This window comes from Limimaricola sp. AA108-03, from assembly GCF_050847355.1.
Classification (GTDB): Bacteria; Pseudomonadota; Alphaproteobacteria; order Rhodobacterales; family Rhodobacteraceae; genus Limimaricola.
In genome coordinates, this window is the sequence record NZ_CP193755.1 from 2,155,255 (window position 1) to 2,180,131 (window position 24,877).

Below are 24,877 nucleotides of genomic sequence, written 5' to 3' on the forward strand. Positions count from 1 at the left end.
CTGCGCGGCGTCATTCGGTTGGCGCGGCTTCGGCGACCCGCACCAGCTTGGCCAGGTCGGAGTCGCTCTCCAGATCGGCAACCTGATAGCTGGCGGTGAGATTGTCCACCGACAAGGCCACGTTGGACGTCACGGTGCCGGCATCGCCGACGGGGCCGTAATGCTGTTCGCCCACGGCGAAGTAGACGGCACCGGATTCGCCGACCCGCAGCGTCGGTGCGTCTTCGAGCGCCGGCACCTCCCACGAATCGCCGCCATTCATGATGCCTTCGTAGAGCGTGGTGCCATCGGCCGATTTCACCCGTACCCAAGCGGGGCGCACGGCGACCATCTTCACGGTCGGGGCCGGATCCTCGGTGACACGCACCGACGGCCCCTCGACCCCGGCCTCGGCAAGGGCGAGTTCGATATCCGGAATCGTGATCGTCGGCAGTTCGACGGCGTCGAGCGCGGCGAGCATCGGGCTCGGCCCTTCCGGGGCGGTAGTGGTGGTCTCAGCCTGCGCGACCGCGACGGGGGCGTCCTGCCCCGGGCGACGCGGCTGGGTGACGAGTGCGGCGATCGGGCCGTCGCGAGGCGTCATCACCGGTACGTCCAGAGCCTGCGGCCGGTAGAGACGGTCGAGCACCTCGGGCGCAGCGGGTGCCAGTGCAGCCAGCTCCGTCGCCGAGGTCTCGCCCGTCTCGGGACGGCCGCCGCCGGCAAGGGGATCGACCTGCGCAAGAATAGTAGGCGTCTGCTCCACCGGGGCCAGCCGCACCTTCTGCACCTCCTGCAGGATCGACCAGCCGCCATAGCCGAGACCGCCCATCAGCAGCAGCAGCACGGCGACCGAGCCCAGCGCGCGCGGCTCGAAGCCGGCGAGGATGCGCTCCGCCGGGGGCAGGAACGGCGTGGCGCTGTCGGAGAAGATGTCCTTGCCGAGGCTGGTGCTCTGGGCAGCCTTCTTCGGCCGGACCGTCGAGGCGGCGGCGGACATGCCATGCGCGGTGGTGAAACCGGATTCGCGGCAGAAGGTCTCGTAGGCGGTGTTGGGGTCCATGCCCAGATAGCGCGCGTAGGAGCGCACATATCCCGCGATGAAGCCGGGCGTGTCGAAAGCGGTGGGATCGGAATTTTCAATCGCCGCGATATAGGCGGCCTTGATCTTCAGCTCGCGCTGCACGTCAAGCAGGCTCTTGCCCAAAGTCGCGCGTTCACCGCGCATCAGATCGCCCAAGCGCAATTCGAAGGCATCGAAACCCTTGGTTTCGGCCTCCTCCGTAGCGTTTGCACGCCTGAAGCTCCGCCCGATCATATCGAGTGTTCCCGTTACTGCCCGCCCCCGGTTACCGACCGGGGCTGTGTCTGGGCACAACTCCCGGGAGGTCCTGAGGTTCATTCTAACATGGGGCGCGGGCTACCGCACCGGGAGATATGCTTAACCTGTCAATTCGGCGCGATTCAGCGCACAATGTGACCACAACCCATCCAACGCGCGCACCAGCGCATCCATTTCGCGCGGGCCATGCAGCGGCGACGGCGTGAAGCGCAACCGCTCCGTGCCGCGCGGCACGGTGGGGAAGTTGATCGGCTGTACGTAGATGCCGTGATCGGCAAGCAGCATATCGGAGATCACCTTCGTATGCACCGGGTCGCCGACCATCAGCGGCACGATATGGCTGCCATGGTCGAGGATCGGCAGGCCGAGGCCGCGCAGCCGGGTCTTGAGGATCTTGGCCTGGGTCTGGTGCTGGTCGCGCAGATCCTGATCGGTCTTGAGATGCGCGACGCTGGCGGCCGCGCCGGCCGCCACGGTGGGCGGCAGCGAAGTAGTGAAGATGAAGCCCGGCGCATAGGAGCGCACCGCATCGACCATCTTGGCCGAGGCCGCGACATAGCCGCCGAGAACGCCATAGGCCTTGCCCAGAGTGCCGTTGATCATGTCGATCCGGTGCGCCAGCCGGTCACGCTCGGAAACACCGCCGCCGCGCGGGCCATACATGCCGACCGCGTGCACCTCGTCGAGATAGGTCAGCGCGCCGAATTCCTCGGCGAGATCGCAGATCTCGGCGATCGGGCCGAAATCGCCATCCATCGAGTAGATCGATTCGAAGGCGATCAGCTTCGGCACGTCGGGATCATCGGCTTCGAGCAGTTCGCGCAGATGCGCGACGTCGTTGTGCCGGAAGATCCGCTTCGCCCCGCCATTGCGGCGCACGCCCTCGATCATGCTCGCGTGGTTGAGCGCGTCGGAATAGATGATCAGCCCGGGAAACAGCCGCGGCAGCGTCGACAGGGTCGCGTCGTTGGCGATGTAGGCGGAGGTGAAGAGCAGCGCCGCCTCCTTGCCGTGGAGATCGGCCAGCTCGGCCTCGAGCCGCTTGTGATAGACCGTGGTGCCGGAGATGTTGCGCGTGCCGCCCGAGCCCGCGCCGACGGCGTCGAGCGCCTCGTGCATGGCCGACAGGACCGCAGGGTGCTGCCCCATGCCGAGATAGTCGTTGCCGCACCAGACGGTCACCGGCGACTCGCTGCCATCCGGGCGATGCCAGGTGGCATGCGGGAACTGGCCCCTGTGGCGGGCGATGTCGATGAAGGTGCGGTAGCGGCCTTCGCTGTGGAGCTTGCCGATGGCGGCATCGAGCCCTGCTTCGTAATCCACGGGCATCTTTCCCCTTTTCGTCTGGTGGGGCGCGGCGCCCCGGCGTTTGGCCGTTGTCGTGCATATAGGCGGACTCGCGCCCGGACAACACGCTACAATTTGCCACCCCACCGCATATTGGCCCTGCGTCTTGTGCAAGCCCACCCCGGATGCTGGACAGTGCCGCAGAGCGCGGCCAGTCTGTAAGCCAATTATAGCAGGAGTTCCGATGACACTCGACCCCGTCTTGCGGCGTATAGACGCCGATCTCGAGGCCGCTACCATGCGGCTGCTCGAACTGCTGCGCATTCCCTCGATCTCGACCGATCCGGCGCATCGCGCCGATTGCCGCGCCGCCGCCGACTGGTTGGTCGAGGACCTGAAGTCGATCGGCTTCGAGGATGCCGCGCTGCGCGACACGCCGGGCCACCCGATGGTCACCGGCGGCATGGGCGAAGGCGGGCCGCACCTGCTGTTCTACGGTCATTACGACGTGCAGCCGGCCGACCCGCTGGAGCTGTGGAAGACGCCGCCCTTCGAGCCCGCGGTCGAGGACACGCCTGCGGGCCGGGTGATCCGCGGCCGCGGCGCCAGCGACGACAAGGGTCAGCTGATGACCTTCGTCGAGGCCTGCCGCGCCTGGGTGGCAGTGCATGGCAAGCTGCCGACCCGCGTGTCGATCCTGTTCGAGGGCGAGGAGGAATCCGGATCGCCCTCGCTCGTGCCGTTCCTGCGCAACCACGCCAACGAGCTCAAGGCGGATCTGGCGCTGATCTGCGATACCGGCCTGTTCGACCGGGACACGCCGGCGATCACCACGATGCTGCGCGGCCTCGTGGGCGAGGAGGTGATCATCACCGGCCCCAACCGCGACCTGCATTCGGGCGCCTATGGCGGCCCGGCGGCGAACCCGATCAAGCTGCTGGCGCGGATCATCGCGGCGCTGCATGACGATCATGGCCGGGTCACCCTGCCCGGCTTCTATGAGGGCGTGCCGGAGATCACGCCCGAGTTGCGCGCGCAGTGGGAAGGCCTTGGCTTCGACGCCGGCGCGTTCCTCGGCGGCGTCGGGCTGAGCCAACCGGCGGGTGAGGCCGACCGCACCGCGCTCGAGATGATCTGGGCCCGGCCCACCTGCGAGGTGAACGGCATCGCCGGCGGCTATGCGGGCGCGGGCTTCAAGACCGTGCTGCCGAGCCAGGCCAGCGCCAAGATCAGCTTCCGCCTCGTGGGTCAGCAGGACCCCGAGGCGATCCGCGACGCGTTCCGCGCCCATGTCCGCGCGATGCTGCCCCCCGATTGCAAGGTCGAGTTCCACGGCCACGGCGCCGCCCCCGCCAGCGTCATGTCGACCGACGACCCGGCCTTCGAGACGGCGCGGCAGGCGCTCAGCGCCGAATGGCCGAACCCGGCCGCCTTCGTCGGGGCCGGCGGCTCGATCCCGATCGCGGGGTATTTCAAGACCGAGCTCGGCATGGATTCGATGCTGGTGGGCTTCGCCAATGACGACGATCTGATCCACAGTCCGAACGAGAAATACGACCTGCGGAGCTTCCACAAGGGCATCCGCAGCTGGGCCCGGGTGCTGGCGGCACTGTCTGAAGCCGGCTGAACGCGCAAGGCCCGGCCGGCGCGCAGAATGGCGTGCCGGTCTGATTGCGTATTTGAAGAAAGATGAACCCGACGGGGCCGGAAGCTGCGCCGCCCGAGAGAGGCGAACGCCGGACCGGAGTGCAGGCCCTTCATTCATCTTTCCGAAAATACGCAAGCTCCAAGGCTGGCATAAAAAGCAGGGCACGCCCCTCCCGGCGTACCCAGCCAGCAACGCAAACGGCCCCGCGCTCGGATGAGCGACGGGGCCGTCATGGCGTCTAGTGGCGCGGTTGACGGGGCTCGAACCCGCGACCCCCGGCGTGACAGGCCGGTACTCTAACCAACTGAGCTACAACCGCGCACAAGGCTCGGAGCGTATGGGACGGACGAGAATGGCGCGGTTGACGGGGCTCGAACCCGCGACCCCCGGCGTGACAGGCCGGTACTCTAACCAACTGAGCTACAACCGCGCATCTCGTCGTCCGGCAGCGCCGAACGTGAGGCGGGTTCTAGGCACAGTGGCGGGGGGCGTCAAGCGCCGATCGGTGCAAAAATGGCCGGTGGACGAGATTGTCGGGCTGACCTCGGGGCAGCGGCGGCGCCCGTGGTCAGGGCAGAGGAATGTGTTCGCTCTCGCCCGGCGGCAACCGGAACCGCCCATGCGTGAAATCGCCTGCCCGCCAGGCCTCCTTGGCGGCCTCGATCCGATCTTTCGAGGACGCGACGAAGTTCCACCAGATATGGCGTGGCCCCGGCATCGTCGCACCGCCCAAGAGCGCGATCCGCGCACCGCCCGGTCCCGCGCGCAGCGACAGCCGATCACCGGGCCGGAACACCATCATCCGCCCCGCGGCAAAGCTCTGCCCCGCCACCTCGATGCTGCCGGAGAGCACATGCACGCCGCGATCCTCGTGATCGTCCGGCAGCGGCAGCTGCGCGCCGGGCGCAAGCTCGGCATCCGCATGGAACAGCTCTCCCGGCGCCGCGACCGGCGACACCGCCCCGTAGGCGTTGCCCAGCATCAGCCGCAGCCGCACCCCGCCCTCCTCGATCACCGGCAACCGGTCGGCACCGGCATGTTCGAAACGGGCCGGCTCGTCTTCCATTGCATCGGGCAGCGCCAGCCAGGTCTGAAGCCCGAACATCCGCCCGCCCGACGCGCGCGCCTTGCCGTCGATGCGCTCGGAATGGGTGATGCCCTGCCCTGCCACCATCAGGTTCACCGCGCCCGGGGCGATCCAGCTATCCGTACCGAGGCTGTCGCGGTGATGGATCCGTCCCTCCAGCAGGTAGGTGACGGTGGCCAGACCGATATGCGGATGCGGCCGCACGTCGAATCCCTCGCCCTTCAGGAACTCGGCCGGGCCGACCTGGTCGAAGAAGATGAACGGGCCGACCATCTGGCGGCGCGGCGCTGGCAGCGCCCGGCGCACTTCGAAGCCGCCCAGATCGCGGGCGCGCGGCACGATGAGCGTTTCGATCACGTCGGGATCGACGCTGGTGTCGAGCGGGTGAAAGCTGGGGATCTGGCTCATACAGGCCTCCTGTCGATGACCCCAACATAGCAGCCCATGAACGATCGCGGCAGGACCACCGCCGCAGGGCGATTGTGCGGGACCGAAGAGACGGGTGGCTCTTGCGGCGCAAGAAACGGACCCACGCGCCGGACACCCGGACCGGAATTCGCGGCCAAGGGTAAGACGATGAATAATCCAGGGATCTGTAACGGGCATCGCGCCCGGCTTTTAGAAACCGGAAACGCAACGAATTGAGAGCACTAAAGAATATCGCGGAGCAAAGGAGCGGCGAATTCCGACTGACTCAATATCAATCGCTGCGCCCTACATTCGATTAACGAATCAACCATCAAGTGTTAGTCTTTGCCGGTCGATCTGCGGGAAATCACCAACGAAACCCTTAAATCGCGAGTTCTCAGATGTTTAATGATTTGCGAACGACTTCGGTGGCATCCGACCTGACCGCGCTTCCGAAAGCCCAGATAGGCTTGGGCCGCACCGAGGCCGAAACCCTCACCATCGCGAACGGTTTCGCGATCAAATCGAACCCCCACCCCTCAAACGGGGCCTATCTCGAGGCGAAGAGCGGCGAGGCGAGCGCCAGCGGGGTTTTCGATGGTGGCGCCGGCTATTACGATCTCACGGTCGGATATTTCGACGAAACCGACGGCGTGTCGCAGATGGAGGTGCTGGTGAACGGCGCCATCGTCGACAGCTTCGAATGGAACGGCACCTTCGGAAATGACAAATCGAGCCCCGCCAGCCGGGCGGAGTATCTCGTCGGGGATCTGTGGCTCGCGCCGGGAGACCTGATCACGCTGCGCGGCATGGGCGATGGCGGCGAGCCGCTGCGCACCGATTACATCGACATCGCGGTCGACACCTCACCGCCGCCCGGCGGCGCTTTCGTGATCGAGGCCGAGGCGATGGAGATCGTCTCGGGCTTCAAGGTCGTGTCGAACGGCAAGGCCTCGGGGGACGCCTACCTCCAGCATGTGCGCCGCGGCACGGATGGCGACGCCGATGAGGCGCGCGCCGCCTATACCTTCGACCGGGCCGGCACCTTCGACATGACGATCGGCTATTTCGACGAAAGCGACGGCGTCTCCTCGATGCGGGTCCTGCTGAACGGGGTCGAGATCGATCGCTTCGACTGGGACAGCAGGTCGGGCGGCAGGCGCGCCAACGAGCAGAGCCAGGCGGAACGGGTGATTTCGAACCTGACCGTCTCGGAGGGAGATCGTCTGGAGCTGGTGGGCCATGGCGATGGCCGCGAGCCGCTGCGCACCGATTTCCTGCGCTTCGAACCCGCCACCCCCGCCCCCCGCGCGACGCCGGATCTGTGGTACGAGGATGAGGGCGAGGTGATCGTGGCGCTGAATGACGGCGCGGCCAACTTCACCGAACGCGCTACCGGTATCATGGTAGGCGACGCCGACATCCTGTCGGGCGATTTCGACGGCGACGGCGACATGGATTTCCTGCGTGTGGCCGTCAGCCGCGGCCCCGTGCCCACCGCCACCCCCGACGAGATCGATTTCGACATCGAGACCACCCTGTTCGAGAATGACGGGGCAGGGCATTTCGCGATGACTTTGGAGGGCACCTTCACGCTCATCCAGCCCGTGAGGGATTCGAGTGTGGATTTCTTCTTCAAGGCCCATGCCGCGGCCGATGTGGATGGTGACGGGGACGTGGATTTCGTCGCCATGGAGGATATGGGGGAATCCTTTTTCCTGCTCGGGAATAACGGATCGGGTCTTTTCAGCCTCGCCGCGCGAAGCCATGTCTTTCAGGATCCGGACAGCCAAGTGCTTTTGGGCGATCTCGATGGCAATGCCGATCTCGACATGGTCATCCTCAACGATTTCACCGAGAACGACGTGGTCGTCTACCTCAATGACGGTACTGGCGTGATGGAATTCAGCACCAGCGCCAGCCCCGGAGCGGAAAGCTATGGCGACGGCCAGATCATCGATCTGGACGGCGACGGCTTCAACGACATCCTCTATGTCGCCGCCGGCGAAGGCAAAGGCATCTACAGCATCACGAATGACGGATCTGGGGGCTCCCGGCCCGGCGGGCGGGGCAGCTTCACGCCAGACGAGGAAGGTCTGATTGGGTCGTTCGAGGCGGCGAATTTCGATCGCGACGGCCAGATTGAGATCGCCAGCGCCGGGGCCGGCGGTGGCGCTACCGAGACCGGCTTCCGCCTGTTCGACGTCGTGACGACGCCCGAGAGCACCGAATTCGTCCTGAAATCTTTCGATCCCTCGATCACCGGACTGCTGGTCGCGAATGGCGATTTCGATCTCGACGGGGACAACGACCTCCTGATCGTGCCCCGCGACACCGTGCAAGAAATGACGCTTCTGGTGAATGATGGCGACGGCAATTTCTCCTCCGCCGGCGTGGTGATCCCGCCCTTCGTCACCTCGGAGGGATCCTTCGCCCCGGCGGTGAACGTCGCCTTCATCGACGACTCCGCCCTTCTCGCATGACCGGCGAAGCCAGTTCGGCCAGCGCCGCTCTCGGCAAGACCGGGGTCGCCATTCGCTAGGTGCGCGACCCCGAGCGGGACCAGGCCACGCGAGGCCTGACTGAGCAGATCGAAGTCGCATGGTGGGTGGTGAGGGGCTCGAACCCCCGACATCTTCGGTGTAAACGAAGCGCTCTACCAACTGAGCTAACCACCCGCGTGGGCCGGTTTAGCCGCCCCCATCGCCGACTGCAAGCGGTGCGGCGAGCCGATCGTGTCGCCCCTGCGAGATCCGGAACACCACCCCCTGCCCGCCTGGCAGCCGCGCCAGATCGGCGCGACTGCCGCCCGTTGCAATGGTGCGCAGCACGCGCGAGGTCATGCCATGCGTGACGAGCACGCTGGGACCCTCGAGCGCGGCGAGCAGATCGGCGCAGCGCGTCCAGAGCGCGGCAAAGCCCTCGCCGCGCGGCGCACGGGCGTAGAAATCGATGAAATGCTCGCCCGGCGGCCCGGGCCAGCGGGCGTCGATCTCGGCCCGGTCGAGCCCGGACCAGTCGCCCATGGCGATCTCGCGCAGCCGCGGTTCGGGCCGCGGCGCCGTGCCGAAGGCGAGCCGCGCAGTCTCGACGGCGCGGCCCTGCGGCGAGGACAGGATGCGGTGCGTCGCCGGACCGACGCCGCGCGCGGCCAGCATCCGGCCCATCGCGCGGGCCTGCGCCCGCCCGGTTTCGGTGAGCGGCGAATCGAGACCGCCCTGCATCCGGCGCATGGCGTTCCATTCGGTTTCGCCATGCCGCATCACGTAGATCTCGGGTATCGTCACGCGCGCTCTCCTGCCGTGCCGGTCCAGCGTCGCGGCCCGGGTCCGGACCGGCCCAGCCGGTCCTGCGCATTGTAGAGCGGGCAGCTGTCGAGCGACAGGCAGCCGCAGCCGATGCAATGCCCCATCTGGTCGCGCAGCCGCGTCATCAGCGCGATGCGCTCGTCGAGCATCGCGCGCCACGGCGCCGCCGCCTCGGCCCAGTCCCGGGCCGAGACGGCGCGATCGCGCGGCAGCCGGTCGAGCACCTCGCGGATCTCCGACAGCGACACCCCCACCGCCTGCGCCACCTTGATGATCGCCACGCGGCGCAGCTCTCGCCGGTCGTAGCGGCGATGATTGGCCGGGTTGCGCCAGCTGCGGATCAGCCCCTCGGCCTCGTAGAAATGCAGCGTCGACACCGGCACCCCGGCGCGCGCCGCCATTTGGCCGATGCTGAGATCGGAGGGAACGGGAAAGCGTGACATGGCGCTTGACCTCAACCTTACTTGAGGTCGCAGATTGCGGGCTCCGATACGGAATCACAAGAGCCGAGGAGCCCTGTCCATGACCACCTTCCCGCTACGTCCCCGCCTTTCCCTTCGCCGCCTGCTCGCATGGTTCTCGACGCCAAAGCGGGTGCATGACCCGCTCGACGACGCGCTGTGCGCGGAGCTTCAGTCGATGCGCCACGAGACGCAGCTGCTGCATCTGCGGGAGCTGCGCCGCAACCCGCATCTGGCGCGCGACATGGGTTTCGAGCCCGATGCCGATCCCTGCCCGCCCCGCATCGGGCCGGGCGGAACGCTGCTGTAAATGGACACCAGCTCTGGACGCGCGGGGGCCGGCCGCCGTAGCTGGGGCCGACCGATCAGCAGCGGAGTGCGCATGACCCATTTTCCCATCGATGTCCCGCCCGCCGCGCGGGCCATCCCCCGCGCAGGAACGGCGCCGGACGACCAGCCGCGCGTCGCGGTGGTCACCGCCTTCGCCCCCGAGATCGCGATTCTCGAAACCGCGCTGGAAGGCGCCGAAACGCGGCGCATTGGTCCCGCGACCTACATCACTGGCCGGCTCGAAGGGCGTGAGGTGGTGCTGTTCCTGTCGGGCATCTCGATGGTCAACGCCGCGATGAGCACGCAGGCGGCGCTCGACCACTTCAACGTCACCTCGATCCTATTCTCAGGCATCGCCGGCGGCGTCGACCCCGGCCTCGGCATCGGCGACGTGGTGGTGCCCGCGCGCTGGGGCCATTTCCTCGAAGGCGCCTTCGCGCGCGAGACGGATGCGGGCTATGCCCTGCCCGGCTGGATGAGCGCACCGGTCGCGAATTTCGGGATGATGCATACCTGCCCGGTGGGCGTGGTGGCGCCTGGGGCGGACGCGCCGCAGGGCCGGTTCTGGTTCGACACCCACCCCGTGCTCCTCGAACTGGCCGGGGCCGCCGCAGCCGAGGTCGAACTCTTGGGCTGCGACGCCGAGGCGACCCCGCCCCGGGTGGTGATCGGCGGCAATGGCATCTCCGGACCGGTCTTCATGGACAACGCCCAATTCCGCGAGCACGCCCATGCCAGCTTCGAGGCGCGGGTGCTCGACATGGAGAGCGCAGGCGTGGCGCAGGTGGCCTATGCCAACGGCGTGCCCTTCATCGCTTTCCGCTCGCTGTCCGACCTCGCCGGCGGCGGCGGCGACGAGAACGAGATGGTACGTTTCATGTCGGTGGCGGCCGAGAACTCGGCCCGGCTGATGCGCGCGGTGCTGGCGCGACTGCCGGCATCCCTTTGAAACGCAAAAGGCGCGCCCCGTCGGGCGCGCCTTCCGTAACATGGTGGGTGATAAGGGATTTGAACCCCTGACATCTTCGATGTGAACGAAGCGCTCTACCACTGAGCTAATCACCCGTTGGCGCGTCATTTAGCGGTCCCGGCCCAGGGGCGCAAGACCTCCTTCGCGGCAATTTCACCTCGGGTGGAAATTCATACGCCCCGTTGGGCCAAGGCACGGCTGCCAGTTCGCAGGACGGCCCTGGAAGCGCGATCGGCGCTGACATGCCAAATCTCCCATGGCTCCTCGTTCGCCCGATCGAGGAGCTTCCCACTTGCCGAGCGACCGTGCCGGTGACAGCGAGGCCGGGCACCAGATGGCGGCCATCATGGGGGGCGTCGCGGAACGCGGCCACCGGGCCTGCCTGGCTTTGCTAGACGGGAACTGATCCCGCCATGCGAAAAGGGCGCCCCGCAGGGCGCCCTTTCCTCGTTCAGTGATGGGCGGCGGTGCCCGCGGTGCCGTCGCGGCTCTCGAGCGCGCGGGCCGCGGCGGCGGCTTCCTCCGCCTCCTCGTCCCACTCGATCGGCTCGGGCTGACGCACGAGCGCGTGCTTGAGCACTTCGGAGACATGGCTGACCGGAATGATCTCCAGCCCCTTCTTCACCACCTCGGGGATCTCGGCAAGATCCTTCTCGTTCTCCTCGGGGATCAGCACCGTCGTGATGCCGCCCCTGAGCGCCGCGAGCAGCTTCTCCTTGAGGCCGCCGATCGGCATGGCATTGCCGCGCAGGCTCACCTCGCCGGTCATCGCGATGTCCTTGCGGATCGGGATGCCGGTCAGCACCGAGACGATCGAGGTGACCATCGCGAGGCCGGCCGAGGGGCCGTCCTTCGGGGTCGCCCCGTCGGGCACGTGGACGTGGATGTCCATGCGGTCGAAGCGCGGCGGCTTGACGCCGATCTGGGGCGCGATCGAGCGGACGTAGCTCGACGCCGCCTCGATCGATTCCTTCATGACGTCACCGAGCTTGCCGGTGGTCTTCATCCGGCCCTTGCCCGGCAGCTTGAGCGCCTCGATGTGCAGCAGGTCGCCGCCCACGGAGGTCCATGCCAGACCCGTGACCACGCCCACCTGATCCTCCTTCTCGGCCAGCCCGTAGCGGAACTGCTTCACGCCGAGGAAGTCGTTCAGGTTCTCGGGTGTCACCTCGACGGCCTCGACCTCCTTGCGGACGATCTTGGTCACCGCCTTGCGCGCGATCTTCGACAGCTCGCGCTCGAGGTTCCGCACGCCGGCTTCGCGGGTATAGGTGCGCACCATCTCGGTGAGCGCCGCGTCGTCGATCGAGAACTCCTTTTCCTTCAGACCGTGGTTCTTGAGAACCTTGGGCAGCAGGTGCTGCCGCGCGATCTCGCGCTTCTCTTCCTCGGTGTAGCCCGCGAGGGAGATGATCTCCATGCGGTCCAGAAGCGGCCCCGGCATGTTGTAGGAGTTCGCCGTGGTCAGGAACATTACGTTCGACAGGTCGTACTCGACCTCGAGGTAGTGATCCGCGAAGGTGCCGTTCTGCTCGGGGTCGAGCACCTCGAGCATCGCGCTCGCCGGGTCGCCGCGGAAGTCCTGACCCATCTTGTCGATCTCGTCCAAGAGGATCAGCGGGTTCGAGGTCTTGGCCTTCTTCAGCGCCTGGATGATCTTGCCCGGCATCGAGCCGATATAGGTCCGGCGGTGGCCGCGGATCTCGCTCTCGTCACGCACGCCGCCGAGCGAGATGCGGATGAACTCGCGCCCCGTGGCCTTGGCGACCGATTTGCCCAGAGAGGTCTTGCCGACGCCCGGAGGGCCGACGAGGCACATGATCGGCCCCTTCAGCTTCTTCGAGCGCTGCTGGACGGCGAGATACTCGACGATCCGTTCCTTGACCTTCTCGAGACCGAAATGGTCGTCGTCGAGCACCTTCTGCGCGAGCTTCAGGTCCTTCTTGGTCTTGGACGGGTTGTTCCACGGAATCGAGAGCAGCCAGTCGAGATAGTTGCGCACGACGGTGGCCTCGGCCGACATCGGGCTCATGTTCTTGAGCTTCTTGATCTCGGCCTCGGCCTTTTCGCGGGCCTCGTCCGAGAGCTTGGTCTCCTCGACGCGCTTCTCCAGTTCGGCGACCTCGTTGCCGCCATCCTCGCCGTCGCCCAGCTCCTTCTGAATGGCCTTCATCTGCTCATTCAGATAGTACTCGCGCTGGGTCTTCTCCATCTGGCTCTTGACGCGGGTCTTGATCTTCTTCTCGACCTGCAGAACCGACATCTCGCCCTGCATCAGCCCATAGACCTTCTCGAGCCGCTCGCCGATGTCGAGCGTTTCCAGGAGATCCTGCTTCTGCTTGACGTCGATGCCGAGATGGCCGGCGACGAGGTCGGCGAGCTTGGCCGGATCGGTCGCTTCGGTGACGGCCGAGAGCGCCTCTTCGGGGATGTTCTTGCGGATCTTCGAATAGCGCTCGAACTCCTGCGCGACGCTCTGCACCAGCGCAGCCACGATGTCGCGGTCGCCGGGCATCTCGGTCAGGTACTCGGCGCGCGCCTCGAAGAAGCTGTCATTCTCGATGAACTCGGCGATACGCACCCGCGACTTGCCCTCGACGAGGACCTTCACGGTGCCGTCGGGCAGTTTCAGCAACTGCAGCACGTTGGCCAGCACGCCCGCCTTGTAGATGCCCTCGGACGTCGGCTCGTCGACGCCGGGGTCGACTTGGGACGACAGCAGGATCTGCTTGTCGTCGGCCATGACCTCCTCGAGCGCGCGCACCGACTTCTCGCGGCCCACGAAGAGCGGCACGATCATGTGTGGGAACACCACGATGTCGCGCAGAGGCAGCACCGGGTAGGAGGGGCTGAGGGGCTCTTGCATGCTCATTGTATCCTTGTTCTTGGCAAGACGGTCTGGCCCCGCTGTGCGGCAGCCGCAAGGCCGTCTCCTGTCCGGGATCTTACTTGGGTGAACCGACCGGTCAGTTCAAGCGCGTGTCGCGTGGCTCTCTCGGCAATGTGCCTCGGAGCGGGCGGCCGGGCAAGGCGGATCGCCCCACCCGTCCCCGGATGTCAGGCGGCTTTCTGCTCCGCGAGCGTCGGATAGTCGAGATACCCCTCGACGCCGCCGCCGTAATAGGTCGACTGGTCGCCCTCGTTCAGCTCGGCATCCACCTCGAGGCGATGCGCCAGATCGGGGTTGGCGATATAGGGCCGACCGAAGGCCACGAAGTCCGCCTGACCGCTTTCGACCACGCGGATCGCGGTGTCGCGTCCGTAACCCGCATTGGCGATGTAGGCGCCGTCGAACAGCTCGCGCAGCCGCGCGGTCTGGCGGCCGAGTTCCTGATCGAGATCGCCCTGCGTGCCCGGCTCCACCATGTGGATATAGGCGATGCCGCGGCGGCTCAGCTCGGGGATCAGGTAGGAATAGACGGTCATCGGATCGCTGTCCTTCAGCCCGGCCACCTCGATCAGCGGCGACAGGCGGATACCGGTGCGGCCCGCGCCGTAGACCTCCGTGACGGCATCGACCACCTCGAGGATCAACCGCGCGCGGTTCTCCGGGCTGCCGCCATAGGCGTCGTCGCGCTTGTTCGCACCGTCGCGGATGAACTGGTCGAGCAGATAGCCGTTGGCGGCGTGAATCTCGACCATGTCGAAGCCCGCCTCCTTGGCATTCTGGGCGGCCCGGCGATAATCATCGACCAGCCGCGGCATCTCGTCGAGCTCCAGAGCGCGCGGCTCGGAGACGTCGACGAAGCCCTCCTCGGTCACGGTCTGCGCCTCTGCCCTGAGCGCCGACGGCGCGACCGGCTTCTGGCCGCCCTCCTGCAGCGAGACGTGGCTGATCCGGCCGACATGCCACAGCTGCAGCGCGATCTTGCCGCCCTCGCCATGCACGGCATTCACGACCTTCTTCCAACCGTCGATCTGCTCGCGGCTGTATATGCCCGGGGTCTGGATATAGCCCTTGCCCTCCGGCGTGATCTGCGTGGCCTCGGTGATGATGAGACCGGCCTCGGCGCGCTGGCGATAATATTCGACATGAATGTCGTAGGGCGCGTCGCCCTGCTTGCTGGCGCGGTTACGGGTGAGCGGCGCCATCAGCACGCGGTTCTTCAGCTCGACATCGCCGAGCTTGCCGGGGGTGAATAGCTTGTCGGTCATTCTTCGGTCCTTTCCGAACGGATTGGAGCCGAACTATGCCATCGCCGCGCCGCCGCAAGACGGGGGGATGCGCGGTGCAATGTGCGCCGTTGCACGCCTCCGAGCGGGAACCGGACGCCGCGTGGCGCGGCGCCGAGTTACCTCGTTCTGAAACTTCGCGATTTCCGGCGAGACCTCAGAGCGGTTCGATGTCCCCTTCGGCGCGCAACGCGTGAAACCGGGTTTCGAAGCCCGCGAAATCGCCTGCCGCGATCGCCGCCCGCATGTCGCCCATCAGCTCTTGGTAATAGTGCAGGTTGTGCCAGGTCAGCAGCATGCCCGCGATCATCTCCTGGCTGCGCACGACGTGATGCAGGTAGGCCCGGCTGTAGTTGCGGCAGGCGGGACAGCCGCAATCCTCGTCGAGGGGGCGCGGATCGTCGGCGTGGCGAGCGTTGCGCATGTTGACCTGACCGCGCCGGGTCCAGGCCTGGCCGGTGCGGCCCGAGCGCGAGGGCAGCACGCAATCCATCATGTCGATGCCGCGCTTCACGGCGCCGACGATGTCGTCGGGCTTGCCCACCCCCATCAGGTAGCGCGGCTTGTCCTTGGGCAATTGCGCGGGCGCGTAGTCGAGGCAGCCGAACATCGCCTCCTGCCCCTCGCCCACCGCGAGACCGCCCACGGCATAGCCCTCGAAGCCGATCTCCTTGAGCGCCTCGGCGCTTTCCTCGCGCAGGTCGCGCTCCAGCCCGCCCTGCTGGATGCCGAACAGCGCGTGGCCGGGCCGGTCGCCAAAGGCGTCGCGGCTCCGCTGGGCCCAGCGCATCGACAGCCGCATCGACTCGGCGATCCGCTCACGGTCGGCGGGCAGCGCCGGGCATTCGTCGAAAGCCATGACGATGTCCGAGCCGAGGAGCTTCTGGATCTCCATCGATCGCTCGGGCGTGATCTCGTGCTTGGAGCCGTCGATATGGCTCTTGAAGGTCACGCCGCGCTCGGTGAGCTTGCGCAGGGAGGCGAGGCTCATCACCTGGAAGCCACCCGAATCCGTGAGGATCGGTCGCTCCCAGTTCATGAATTTGTGCAGGCCCCCGAGCCGGTCGATCCGCTCGGCCGAGGGACGCAGCATCAGGTGATAGGTGTTGCCCAGGAGGATGTCGGCGCCGGTCTGGCGGACGCTTTCGGGCATCATCGCCTTGACGGTGGCGGCGGTGCCGACCGGCATGAAGGCGGGCGTGCGGATCTCGCCCCTCGGGGTGGAGATGACCCCGGTGCGGGCGGCGCCGTCGGTGGCGTTCAGGGAAAAGGAAAAGCTCATGGCGCAGCCGATAGCGTCCAATGGCGCGCCACGCAATCGACATGGCTTGACCCGCCGCTGTCACATCGATAATTCCAGATACATGGAACAGACAGACGCCATCACGGCCTTCGCCGCCCTCGCTCAGCCCACGCGGCTCGATGCCTTCCGCCTGCTGGTGAAGGCGGGCCCGGACGGCATGGCGGCGGGCGAGATCGCCGACGCCTTGGGCGCGCGGCAGAACACCATGTCGGCCAACCTGTCGGTGTTGCACGCGGCCGGGCTGGTCGAGAGCCGCCGCGAGGGGCGCTCGATCCGCTATTTTGCGGCGATGGGCCGCGTCGGCGCGCTGGTCGATTTCCTCGTCGAGGATTGCTGCGGCGGCAGGCCCGATCTCTGCCCGCCCGTGGGGGACTGCGCATGAGCCTGTCGCGCCGCCTCTTTGCCGAAGCGCTGGGCACCGGGCTTCTGGTCTGCGCCGTGGTCGGATCGGGCATCATGGCCGAGAGCCTCACGCCGGACGTGGCGCTGGCGCTTCTGGGCAATACCCTGCCCACCGGTGCGATCCTCGTGGTGCTGATCACCATCCTCGGCCCGGTCTCGGGGGCGCATTTCAACCCGGCGGTGACGCTGGCCTTCGCCGTGCGCCGGCAGGCCCCTTGGGGCGAGGTCGCGCCCTACATCCTCGCGCAGGTGGCGGGCGGCATCGCCGGCGCGGCGCTGGCGCATGGCATGTTCGATCTGCCGGTGCTGCAGACCGCGACCAAGATCCGCACCGGCGGGCCGCAATGGCTGGCCGAGGCGGTGGCGACCTTCGGCCTCGTCTTCACCATTTTCGCCGGCATCCGGCAGGCGCCCGCCGCGATCCCGTGGCTGGTGGGCCTCTACATCACCGCCGCCTACTGGTTCACCGCATCCACCAGCTTTGCCAACCCCGCCGTCGCCATCGCGCGCAGCTTCACCGACACCTTCTCGGGCATCCGGCCTTTCGACCTGCCCGGCTTCGTGGCGGCGCAGATCATCGGCGCGCTGATCGGCGTGGCAGTGGCGGCATGGCTCTTCGCCCCGGACCGCCCACAGGAGCAGACAGCATGAGCATCGTCATCCACCATAACCCCGCCTGCGGCACCTCCCGCAACGTGCTGGAACTGATCCGCGCCTCGGGCACCGAACCGACCGTGATCGAATACCTCCAGACCGGCTGGACCAGGCCGCAGCTTCACGCGCTCTTCGCCGCCGCCGGGCTGACCCCGCGCGACGCGCTCAGGACCTCCAAATCCCCCGCCGCCGAGCTCGGGCTTCTGGACGAGAGCGTCGATGACGAGACGCTGCTCGACGCGATGATCGCGCATCCGGTGCTGGTCAACCGCCCCATCGTCGCCTCCCCCAAGGGGGTGCGCCTGTGCCGCCCCTCGGAGACGGTGCTCGACCTGCTCGACCGCCTGCCGCCGGGCCCGCTCTTCAAGGAGGACGGCTCCGCGGTGATCGACGCCGACGGGCGCCGGGTGGGATGAAGCCCTTGGAGGCAACACAGATGAGGCGTCGGGATCTGCGTATTTGAGGATTGATGAAGGAGGGGCCCCGCGCCGGATCCGCCTCGGCGCCCCTCCCCGTTCATCTTTCAGGCAAATACGCATGGCGCACCCCTCCCGGACGCTTCGTGTCGGCGGCAGCAAAGCCGCACCCTTTACCCCGCCCCGCGCTTTTCCTATATGATCGCTCAGGTATCGGCGCCGCCAAAGCGCGCCCCGCTCCAGCCCAAGGACAGCCCATGCCCGACACCCAACTCGAAGGCACGCCGCTGATCGCGCCCTCCTCGACCGACCATGCGCTCTACGATCAGGTGGTCGAGGCGTGCCGCTCGGTCTACGACCCCGAGATCCCGGTGAACATCTACGATCTCGGCCTCGTCTACACGATCCATATCGACGAGGAGAACGCGGTGAACATCAAGATGTCGCTCACCGCGCCGGGCTGTCCCGTCGCCGGCGAGATGCCGGGCTGGGTCGCCGATGCCGTGGGCGCGGTGCCGGGCGTCAAGCAGGTCGACGTCGACTTGGTCTGGGAGCCGCAATGGGGCATGGAGATGATGTCCGACGAGGCGCGGCTGGAGCTCGGCTTCATGTAGTTCGGGGCCCGGCGGGCCCGCCCGCCCTGCCCCTTAGGGCAGCCATCGGAACCCCTGCCCCCGCCCCCGGTTGGGTCCGCGATATCGCGGGAGACCCGACCTTGCCCATGAAGACCTTGATCGCCGCCTGCGCCCTGCTGGTCTGGCTGCCCGTCGCCGTATTGGCGCAGGACACCTCCGTCTTCGAGGTCGAGACGCTGAACGAGGGGCTGCCTTCCCCGCCGGACAGGCTCGATCGCTCGACCCCGCAATCGACCATGGAGGCGCTGTTCGAACTGATCGAGGCGCATGAGTACGAGACCGCCGCGCATCTGTTGAACCTCGTCGACGTCCCGCCCGAGGAACAGGTGGAGCGCGGCGCGCGGCTCGCCGCCGATCTGGTGGAGGTGCTCGACCGCATCGCTGTCATCAACTGGACCGCGCTGCTCGAGAGGCCCGACGCGCTCGACGCCAATGCCAGCGCCGAAAGCCCGGTCGCGGGTCAGCCGCAACGTTCGATCCTGATCGACGTGGTCGAACTCGGCAATCGCGCGGTGGCGATCCGGCTGAACCGGCTGAAGCCCGGCGATGACGAACCGGTCTGGGTCTTCTCGCGCCAGACCGTGGCAAACATCCCGGCGCTGCACGCGATCTACGGGCCCACCCGCTTCGAGGAGGAGATGCCCGAAGCGTGGCGCGAGCAGGCCTTCTGGGGGCTGAGGTGGTGGGAGCTGGTCGCCTTCCCGGCGATGCTCTTGCTGGTCGGCGCCGCCGGCTGGACCACCGGGCGGCTGCAGGCCGCGCTGGCCAGCCGCGCCAAGGGACGTCTGGCCACCGATTTCCTGCGTGCCACGAGAATGCCGATCATCCTCGCGATCTGCTCGGGCCTGACCGCGGCGCTGAGCCATTCGCTGTTCATGTTCTCGGGCCGGATCAACAGCGTGCTGGTGCCGCTGATCGCGCTGGGCTTCACCGCCGCCGCGCTGATCTTCGTGATGAACGGCATCGACGCGGTGCTGAACCGGATCGTGCCCTTCGACGACGACGCCCTGTCGGATCCGCGCATGGAGAACCGCCGCAACCTCGCCACCCGGATCGCGGCATGGCGGCGGGTGCTGATCATCGCGATCGTGCTGATCGGCGGCGCGATCGTGCTGGCCGAGGCACAGTTCTTCGGCAGCCTCGGCCTGTCGATCCTCGCCTCGGCCGGGGCGCTGACCCTGCTGATCGGCTTCGCGGCGCGGCACATCCTGGGGAACATCCTGTCGAGCCTACAGATCGCGATGAACCGCTCGGCCAAGATCGGCGACAAGCTCGAATTCCGGGGCCACATCGTCACCGTGGAGCGGATCAACTTCACCTACGTGCAGTTGCTCGACTGGACCGGGGTGCGGCTGATCGTGCCGGTCTCGGAATTCGTGGCCGAGCCGTTCGAGAACTGGACCATGCAGACGCCCTCGATGATCCGCACCATCAAGCTCAAGCTGGCGCATGATGCTGAGGTGCAGCCGCTGCGCGACGCCTTCTTCGAGATCGTCGACGAACAGGACCCCGACGAGGTGCAGGAGCGCGACCAGCACTTCGTGATGGTGGCCGATCAGGACGTGTTCGGCCAGGAGGTATGGTTCTGCCTCGCCTGCGCCAAGGCCGACACCGCCTGGACGCTGTCCTGCCAGGTGCGCGAGGCACTGCTGGAACGGGCGCGGGAGCGGGCGACCGAGGGGCACACGGTATTTCCGCAGGCGAATCCGGCCGAAGCCGCCTGAGCCCCGCTTGAGACGGCGTGGCCGGGGCCTTATGTTGATGGGTGCCAATCCAGGAGGCCCCAGATGTTTTCGATCCCCGGCAAGCAGGCCGTCAGCATATCCCCCGCTGCCGCGCGGCAGATCGCCCGTCTCATGGAGAAGGGCGGTCATGCGGGGCTGCGCATCGGCCTCAAGAAGGGCGGCTGCGCGGGCATGGAATACACGATGGACTATGTCGACGAGGCCGATCCCAACGACGAGACCGTCGAGCAGGACGGCGCCCGGGTGATGATCGCACCGATGGCGCAGATGTTCCTGTTCGGCACCGAGATCGACTACGAGACCTCGCTGCTCGAAAGCGGCTTCAAGTTCCGCAATCCGAATGTCGAGGATGCCTGCGGCTGCGGCGAATCGATCAAGTTCAAGGACGTGAACGAGCTGGCCGCGGAACGCCGCAACGGCTGAGCACCGGATCGCTCGGGCCTGAGAGGGGCCGGTTCCAAGGGGACCGGCCCCTCGGCTTTTGCCGATGGGGCATTTGGTCTACACAGGCGCAACTCTTCACATTCGAAAGGACGGCACATGGGTCGCAAACTGGTCGCGGGCAATTGGAAGATGAACGGCACCAATGCCGATCTCAAGGAGATCGAGGCGCTCGGGATCGCCTGGGCCGCGCCGCGCGTGGACATTGTGATCTGCCCGCCCGCGACGTTGCTGTCGCGCATGGCCTTCAGCCTCGGCGGCCAGCCGATCCGGGTCGGCGGCCAGGACTGCCACGCCAAGGAAAGCGGCGCCCATACCGGGGACATCTCGGCCGAGATGCTGAAGGATGCGGGTGCGCGCTACGTGATCCTCGGCCATTCCGAGCGCCGCGCCGATCACGGCGAGACCGACGACATGGTCCGGGCCAAGGCCGAGGCCGCGCACAAGGCCGGTCTCACCGCGATCATCTGCCTCGGCGAGAGCCTCGAGCAGCGCGAGGCGAACGAGACGCTCGAGGTAGTGAGCCGCCAACTCGCGGCCTCCCTGCCCGAGGGCGCCACCGCCGCCAACACCGTCGTCGCCTACGAGCCGATCTGGGCGATCGGCACCGGCAAGGTGCCGAGCCTCGGGCAGATCGCCGAAGTGCATGGTGCCCTGCGCGCCGGCCTCAAGGAGCGCTTCGGCGAGGAGGCGGAGGGCATCCGCCTGCTCTATGGCGGCTCGGTCAAGCCCGACAACGCCGCCGAGATCTTCGGCGTCGAGAACGTCGACGGCGCGCTGGTCGGCGGCGCCAGCCTGAAATCGACCGATTTCTCGCCGATCATCTCGGCGCTCGAATCCTCGCTCTGAGCGACGTATCCGCCATGCAGAAAGGGCGCCCCTCAGGGCGCCCTTTCCCGTTTTCGGTGAGGGGTCGTCAGTTGACGATGATCTCGGGGCCCATCGTGGCGTTGGGCAGCACGGTGGAGATCCACGGCACGTAGGTGATGATCAGCAGGAACACGCCCAATACCGCAAGGAAGGGCAGCGCCGCGCGGACCACGCCCATCACCGACATGCCCGCGACACCGGAGGTGACGAAGAGGTTGAGACCCACCGGCGGGGTGATCATGCCGATCTCCATGTTCACCACCATGATGATGCCCAGATGGATCGGATCGATGCCGAGCTGGATCGCGATCGGGAACACCAGCGGCGCGACGATCACCAGAAGCCCCGAAGGCTCCATGAACTGGCCGCCGATCAGCAGGATCACGTTGACCACGATCAGGAAGGTGATCGGGCCGAGACCGGCGCCCAGCAGCGCCTCGGCGATATGCTGCGGGATCTGCTCGTCGGTCAGCACGTGCTTGAGGATCAGCGCGTTGGCGATGATGAACATCAGCACGATGGTCAGCTTGCCCGCCTCGAACAGCGTGGCGCGTGTATCGCGGTGGATGAAGCCGGTGCCCAGCGCCCATGGGGCACGGTAGAGCGGCGTCGGCTTGCCGCCCTTTTCGCGGGCCGCGAGCGGCCCCATGTCGCGATAGACGAAGGTGGCGACGAGGAACGCGTAGACGGCGGCGACGGCGGCGGCCTCGGTCGGGGTGAAGGCGCCCGGTGCCCAGACGATCGGGAAGCCGCCCGAGAAATCGACCCAGGGGTGGCCATAGATGCCGCCCATGATGATCGCGATCAGGAACAGCCCCCAGAACGCTTCGCGGAAGCTAGCCCAGATCTCGCCCCAGCCGAGCCACTCGCCCGCCGGCATGTCCTTGATCCGCGCCATGACGTAGATGGTGATCATCAGCATGACGCCGGCGAGGATGCCGGGGATCACGCCCGCGAGGAACATCCGCCCCACCGAGACATCGGTGGCCGAGGCGTAGACCACCATGACGATCGAGGGCGGGATCAGGATGCCCAGCGTGCCGGCGTTGCAGATGACACCGGCGGCGAATTCGCGGGTGTAGCCCACCTGCCGCATCGCCGCGATGACGATCGAACCGATCGCGACCACGGTGGCCGGCGACGAGCCCGAGAGGGCGGCGAACATCATGCAGGCCAGCACGCCCGCGATGGCGAGGCCGCCCTTCAGGTGACCGACGCAGGCGATGGCGAAACGGATGATCCGTTGCGCCACGCCGCCCGTGGACATGAAGGAGGAGGCGAGGATGAAGAAGGGAATGGCCAGCAGAGAGGGATGGCCCGCCATGGACTGGTAGAGCGACTGCGCGATCGAGGCCAGCGAGGTCTCGGAGAACATCAGCTGGAAGACGATCGAGGACAGGCCCAGCGCGATGGCGATCGGCACGCCGATCAGCAGCAGGCCCACGATCATCAGGAAGAGAAAGACGACTTCCATGGTCAGGAGAGCTCCCGGTTCAGATGCGCGGCGTCGGCGACCGCGTCCTCGGCTTCGTGGCTGACGATCAGGCTCTCGGATTCGCCCTTCCAGATGCGGATCGTGGCCTGGATCAGGCGGAACAGGATTAAGGCGGCCGAGATCGGCAGAATCAGGTAGGGGATGACGCGCGGCATCTTGGAGTAGCGCTCGTCGTAGTTGATCCAGCCCTCGAGGAAGCGCAGCCAGTCGAACATCGGGATCTGGTCGGTCTCGAAATAGGACGTGGTGCGGGCTTGGGTGTCGAAGCCGGTGGGCAGCCAGGTGCCGGTGGTCTTGGGCAGGTCCGCGAAGGGCGCCCAGTAGTCCCAGGCCCCCTTCAGCAGCAGCACGCCGTAAGCCAGCGAGGCGGCGCAGGCGACGAGCGCGACGATCCGGCGGCCGCGCTTGGGAAGCAGGTTGATGACCGCGTCCACGCCCAGATGCGCGGTGATCTTGAAGCCGTAGGCGATGCCGAACAGCACCAGCCATGCGAACAACGTCAGCACCGTCTCTAGGCTCCAGATGATCGAGCTGTTGAAACCGTAACGCATGATGACGTTGGTGCAGGTGAGGAGCGTCATCGCGCCGAGCAGGAAGGCGATCATGCCCTCCTCGAACTCCTCGACGATGCGCCCGAAACGGCCCCTGCCGGGCCTGCTGTGGACGGCGTTCATCCCCGTGTCCCTTCGTGTTCGATGTTGCGGATAAGCGAGGGGCCGGGCCGCGTGGCGGCGGCCCGGCCCCTGCCCCGATCGCGCGGGCTTACTTGCCGGCGTTCTGGGCCGCCTCGATCATGTCGGCGCCGACCTCGTCCTCGAACTGCGCCCAGACCGGCTTCATGGTCTCGACCCAGGCCGCGCGCTGCTCCTCGGTCAGTTCGCGGATCTCGCCACCGGCGTCGAGGATCGCCTGGCGCGCCTCGGCATCGACCTGGGTGACGGCGGCGTTGCGCTCGGCGGTCACTTCCTCGGTGATCGTCACCAGCTGCTCGCGCACCGCCGGGTCGAGGCTGTCGAGGAAATCGACGCTCGCCACGACCATGTAGTCGAGCACGCCGTGGTTGGTCTCGGTGATGCCATCCTGCACCTCGAAGAACTTCTGGCCGTAGATGTTGGACCAAGTGTTCTCCTGCCCGTCGACGACGCCGGTCTGCAGCGCGCCATAGACCTCGGCAAAGGCCATCGGCTGCGGGCTGGCGCCGAGCGCTTCCATCTGCGCCACCAGCACATCGGAGGGCTGGACGCGGAACTTGAGGCCTTCGGCATCGGAGGGCTCGAGCAGGGGCTTGTTGGCCGACATCTGCTTCATGCCATTGTGCCAGAAGCCCAAGCCCTGCACGCCACGGCGCTGCATCTTGTCGAGCATCGCCTGCCCGCTCTCGGAGGCCTGGAAGGCGTCGACGGCGGCGATGTCGTCGAACAGGAACGGCAGGTCGAACAGGCGGTAGGCCTTGGTGATCGACTCGAACAGCGACAGCGAGGGAGCGGCCATCTGCACGTCGCCGCGCAGCATCGCCTCGATCACCTGCTCGTCGGTGTAGAGCGTGGAGTTCGGGAAGACCTCCATGCACATCGTGCCATCCATCTCCTCGTTGACGCGGGTCTTGAGAAGCTCAGCGGCGATGCCCTTGGGGTGCTTGTCGGTGTTGGTGACATGGCTGAACTTCACCACGGTCTCACCGGCGTCGCAGCCCATCGGATCGGCCTGCGCGGCCTGCGCGGCAATGCTCAGCGCCGCGGCGGTGGCGGCGAGGGAAAGGTATTTCATGCGTCTCCTCCCATGAGACTTCTGTTTCGTCGGCGCCGAGCAAACAGGCGGCCCGCCTACCGCTCAAGCGGGAAACCACTCATCGCACCAAATGTGAAAAAGTCGCTTTCTTATAACATATTAGTGAGCATTTCTAATGTATATCCTTCTCAGCGC

General features: G+C 66.8%; 22 protein-coding genes and 4 tRNA genes. 11 read left to right on the plus strand and 15 right to left on the minus strand.

Going from position 1 to position 24,877, the window contains the following annotated elements; all coding sequences use genetic code 11:
- Window positions 1–10 precede the first annotated feature (10 nt).
- Together ACRAQ3_RS10510 and hemA are read right to left on the minus strand one after the other, a co-directional pair.
- Window positions 11–1,297 carry a helix-turn-helix domain-containing protein gene (locus ACRAQ3_RS10510; RefSeq protein ID WP_432254589.1) on the minus strand — a complete coding sequence of 429 codons (1,287 nt, stop codon included), beginning with the start codon at window positions 1,295–1,297 and terminating at the stop codon, window positions 11–13.
- A gap of 123 nt (window positions 1,298–1,420) precedes the next feature.
- The gene (gene hemA, locus ACRAQ3_RS10515) at window positions 1,421–2,644 is read right to left on the minus strand and encodes a 5-aminolevulinate synthase (protein ID WP_432254590.1); all 1,224 of its coding nucleotides are present in this window, start codon (window positions 2,642–2,644) and stop codon (window positions 1,421–1,423) included.
- Window positions 2,645–2,852: 208 nt separating this feature from the next.
- Between hemA and ACRAQ3_RS10520 the strand changes: the two genes are divergently transcribed.
- Window positions 2,853–4,235 carry a dipeptidase gene (locus tag ACRAQ3_RS10520; protein WP_432254591.1) on the plus strand — a complete coding sequence of 461 codons (1,383 nt, stop codon included), beginning with the start codon at window positions 2,853–2,855 and terminating at the stop codon, window positions 4,233–4,235.
- Window positions 4,236–4,498: 263 nt separating this feature from the next.
- On the opposite strand, the gene ACRAQ3_RS10525 is transcribed toward ACRAQ3_RS10520, so the two are convergent.
- The 3 genes from ACRAQ3_RS10525 to ACRAQ3_RS10535 form a co-directional block, all read right to left on the minus strand.
- Window positions 4,499–4,575 (minus strand) — tRNA-Asp (locus ACRAQ3_RS10525).
- A 34-nt stretch (window positions 4,576–4,609) separates the two neighbouring features.
- A tRNA-Asp gene (locus ACRAQ3_RS10530) sits at window positions 4,610–4,686 on the minus strand.
- 138 nt (window positions 4,687–4,824) lie between these two features.
- Window positions 4,825–5,751, minus strand: coding sequence for a pirin family protein (locus ACRAQ3_RS10535; RefSeq protein ID WP_432254592.1), 927 nt, complete (start codon window positions 5,749–5,751; stop codon window positions 4,825–4,827).
- A 470-nt stretch (window positions 5,752–6,221) separates the two neighbouring features.
- On the opposite strand from ACRAQ3_RS10535, the gene ACRAQ3_RS10540 reads away from it, so the two are divergent.
- Window positions 6,222–8,234 carry an FG-GAP repeat domain-containing protein gene (locus ACRAQ3_RS10540; protein ID WP_432254593.1) on the plus strand — a complete coding sequence of 671 codons (2,013 nt, stop codon included), beginning with the start codon at window positions 6,222–6,224 and terminating at the stop codon, window positions 8,232–8,234.
- A gap of 119 nt (window positions 8,235–8,353) precedes the next feature.
- On the opposite strand, the gene ACRAQ3_RS10545 is transcribed toward ACRAQ3_RS10540, so the two are convergent.
- The 3 genes from ACRAQ3_RS10545 to soxR form a co-directional block, all read right to left on the minus strand.
- Window positions 8,354–8,429 (minus strand) — tRNA-Val (locus tag ACRAQ3_RS10545).
- A 12-nt stretch (window positions 8,430–8,441) separates the two neighbouring features.
- Window positions 8,442–9,038, minus strand: a complete 597-nt coding sequence (locus ACRAQ3_RS10550) for a histidine phosphatase family protein (RefSeq protein WP_432254594.1) — start codon at window positions 9,036–9,038, stop codon at window positions 8,442–8,444.
- A complete protein-coding gene (gene soxR, locus ACRAQ3_RS10555) occupies window positions 9,035–9,502 on the minus strand; it encodes a redox-sensitive transcriptional activator SoxR (RefSeq protein WP_432254595.1) in 468 nt (155 codons plus the stop codon). The genes ACRAQ3_RS10550 and soxR overlap by 4 nt, the downstream gene beginning before the upstream one ends.
- 79 nt (window positions 9,503–9,581) lie before the next feature.
- Here soxR and ACRAQ3_RS10560 point away from each other — a divergent pair, with 79 nt between their 5' ends.
- Window positions 9,582–9,830 carry a hypothetical protein gene (locus tag ACRAQ3_RS10560; protein ID WP_432254596.1) on the plus strand — a complete coding sequence of 83 codons (249 nt, stop codon included), beginning with the start codon at window positions 9,582–9,584 and terminating at the stop codon, window positions 9,828–9,830.
- 72 nt (window positions 9,831–9,902) lie between these two features.
- Window positions 9,903–10,799 (plus strand): 5'-methylthioadenosine/S-adenosylhomocysteine nucleosidase, encoded by an 897-nt coding sequence (locus ACRAQ3_RS10565; RefSeq protein WP_432254597.1) that lies wholly within the window; start codon window positions 9,903–9,905, stop codon window positions 10,797–10,799.
- Window positions 10,800–10,840: 41 nt separating this feature from the next.
- Here ACRAQ3_RS10565 and ACRAQ3_RS10570 read toward each other — a convergent pair.
- The 4 genes from ACRAQ3_RS10570 to tgt all read right to left on the minus strand — a co-directional run bounded on the left by ACRAQ3_RS10570 (window position 10,841) and on the right by tgt (window position 16,275).
- Window positions 10,841–10,915, minus strand: a tRNA-Val gene (locus ACRAQ3_RS10570).
- Between the two features lie 356 nt (window positions 10,916–11,271).
- Window positions 11,272–13,686, minus strand: a complete 2,415-nt coding sequence (lon, locus tag ACRAQ3_RS10575) for an endopeptidase La (RefSeq protein WP_269395995.1) — start codon at window positions 13,684–13,686, stop codon at window positions 11,272–11,274.
- 191 nt (window positions 13,687–13,877) lie between these two features.
- Window positions 13,878–14,975 carry an alkene reductase gene (locus tag ACRAQ3_RS10580; protein ID WP_432254598.1) on the minus strand — a complete coding sequence of 366 codons (1,098 nt, stop codon included), beginning with the start codon at window positions 14,973–14,975 and terminating at the stop codon, window positions 13,878–13,880.
- 175 nt (window positions 14,976–15,150) lie between these two features.
- On the minus strand, window positions 15,151–16,275 hold the full coding sequence (tgt, locus tag ACRAQ3_RS10585) for a tRNA guanosine(34) transglycosylase Tgt (RefSeq protein WP_432254599.1): 1,125 nt from the start codon (window positions 16,273–16,275) through the stop codon (window positions 15,151–15,153).
- Between the two features lie 82 nt (window positions 16,276–16,357).
- Here tgt and ACRAQ3_RS10590 point away from each other — a divergent pair, with 82 nt between their 5' ends.
- The 7 genes from ACRAQ3_RS10590 (at window position 16,358) to tpiA (ending at window position 21,438) form a co-directional block, all read left to right on the plus strand.
- Window positions 16,358–16,678, plus strand: coding sequence for an ArsR/SmtB family transcription factor (locus tag ACRAQ3_RS10590; protein ID WP_085895902.1), 321 nt, complete (start codon window positions 16,358–16,360; stop codon window positions 16,676–16,678).
- Window positions 16,675–17,349 carry an aquaporin gene (locus ACRAQ3_RS10595; RefSeq protein WP_370163261.1) on the plus strand — a complete coding sequence of 225 codons (675 nt, stop codon included), beginning with the start codon at window positions 16,675–16,677 and terminating at the stop codon, window positions 17,347–17,349. Before ACRAQ3_RS10590 ends, ACRAQ3_RS10595 begins: the two co-directional genes overlap by 4 nt.
- Window positions 17,346–17,768 (plus strand): arsenate reductase (glutaredoxin), encoded by a 423-nt coding sequence (gene arsC / locus ACRAQ3_RS10600; RefSeq protein ID WP_432254600.1) that lies wholly within the window; start codon window positions 17,346–17,348, stop codon window positions 17,766–17,768. Before ACRAQ3_RS10595 ends, arsC begins: the two co-directional genes overlap by 4 nt.
- 257 nt (window positions 17,769–18,025) lie before the next feature.
- A complete protein-coding gene (locus ACRAQ3_RS10605) occupies window positions 18,026–18,382 on the plus strand; it encodes an SUF system Fe-S cluster assembly protein (RefSeq protein WP_269396001.1) in 357 nt (118 codons plus the stop codon).
- Between the two features lie 107 nt (window positions 18,383–18,489).
- A complete protein-coding gene (locus ACRAQ3_RS10610; protein WP_432254601.1) occupies window positions 18,490–20,127 on the plus strand; it encodes a mechanosensitive ion channel family protein in 1,638 nt (545 codons plus the stop codon).
- 63 nt (window positions 20,128–20,190) lie between these two features.
- The gene (locus tag ACRAQ3_RS10615; protein ID WP_085895695.1) at window positions 20,191–20,571 is read left to right on the plus strand and encodes a HesB/IscA family protein; all 381 of its coding nucleotides are present in this window, start codon (window positions 20,191–20,193) and stop codon (window positions 20,569–20,571) included.
- A gap of 117 nt (window positions 20,572–20,688) precedes the next feature.
- Window positions 20,689–21,438 carry a triose-phosphate isomerase gene (gene tpiA / locus ACRAQ3_RS10620; RefSeq protein ID WP_432254602.1) on the plus strand — a complete coding sequence of 250 codons (750 nt, stop codon included), beginning with the start codon at window positions 20,689–20,691 and terminating at the stop codon, window positions 21,436–21,438.
- A gap of 67 nt (window positions 21,439–21,505) precedes the next feature.
- Here tpiA and ACRAQ3_RS10625 read toward each other — a convergent pair whose 3' ends face one another.
- The 3 genes from ACRAQ3_RS10625 to ACRAQ3_RS10635 all read right to left on the minus strand — a co-directional run bounded on the left by ACRAQ3_RS10625 (window position 21,506) and on the right by ACRAQ3_RS10635 (window position 24,721).
- Window positions 21,506–22,933 (minus strand): TRAP transporter large permease, encoded by a 1,428-nt coding sequence (locus tag ACRAQ3_RS10625; protein WP_269396004.1) that lies wholly within the window; start codon window positions 22,931–22,933, stop codon window positions 21,506–21,508.
- 2 nt (window positions 22,934–22,935) lie between these two features.
- Window positions 22,936–23,628: a TRAP transporter small permease gene (locus tag ACRAQ3_RS10630; protein ID WP_269396005.1), complete on the minus strand. Its 693-nt coding sequence runs from the start codon at window positions 23,626–23,628 to the stop codon at window positions 22,936–22,938.
- Window positions 23,629–23,716: 88 nt separating this feature from the next.
- Complete coding sequence (locus ACRAQ3_RS10635; RefSeq protein ID WP_269396006.1) at window positions 23,717–24,721, minus strand: TRAP transporter substrate-binding protein; 1,005 nt, start codon at window positions 24,719–24,721, stop codon at window positions 23,717–23,719.
- Between the last annotated feature and the right edge of the window lie 156 nt (window positions 24,722–24,877).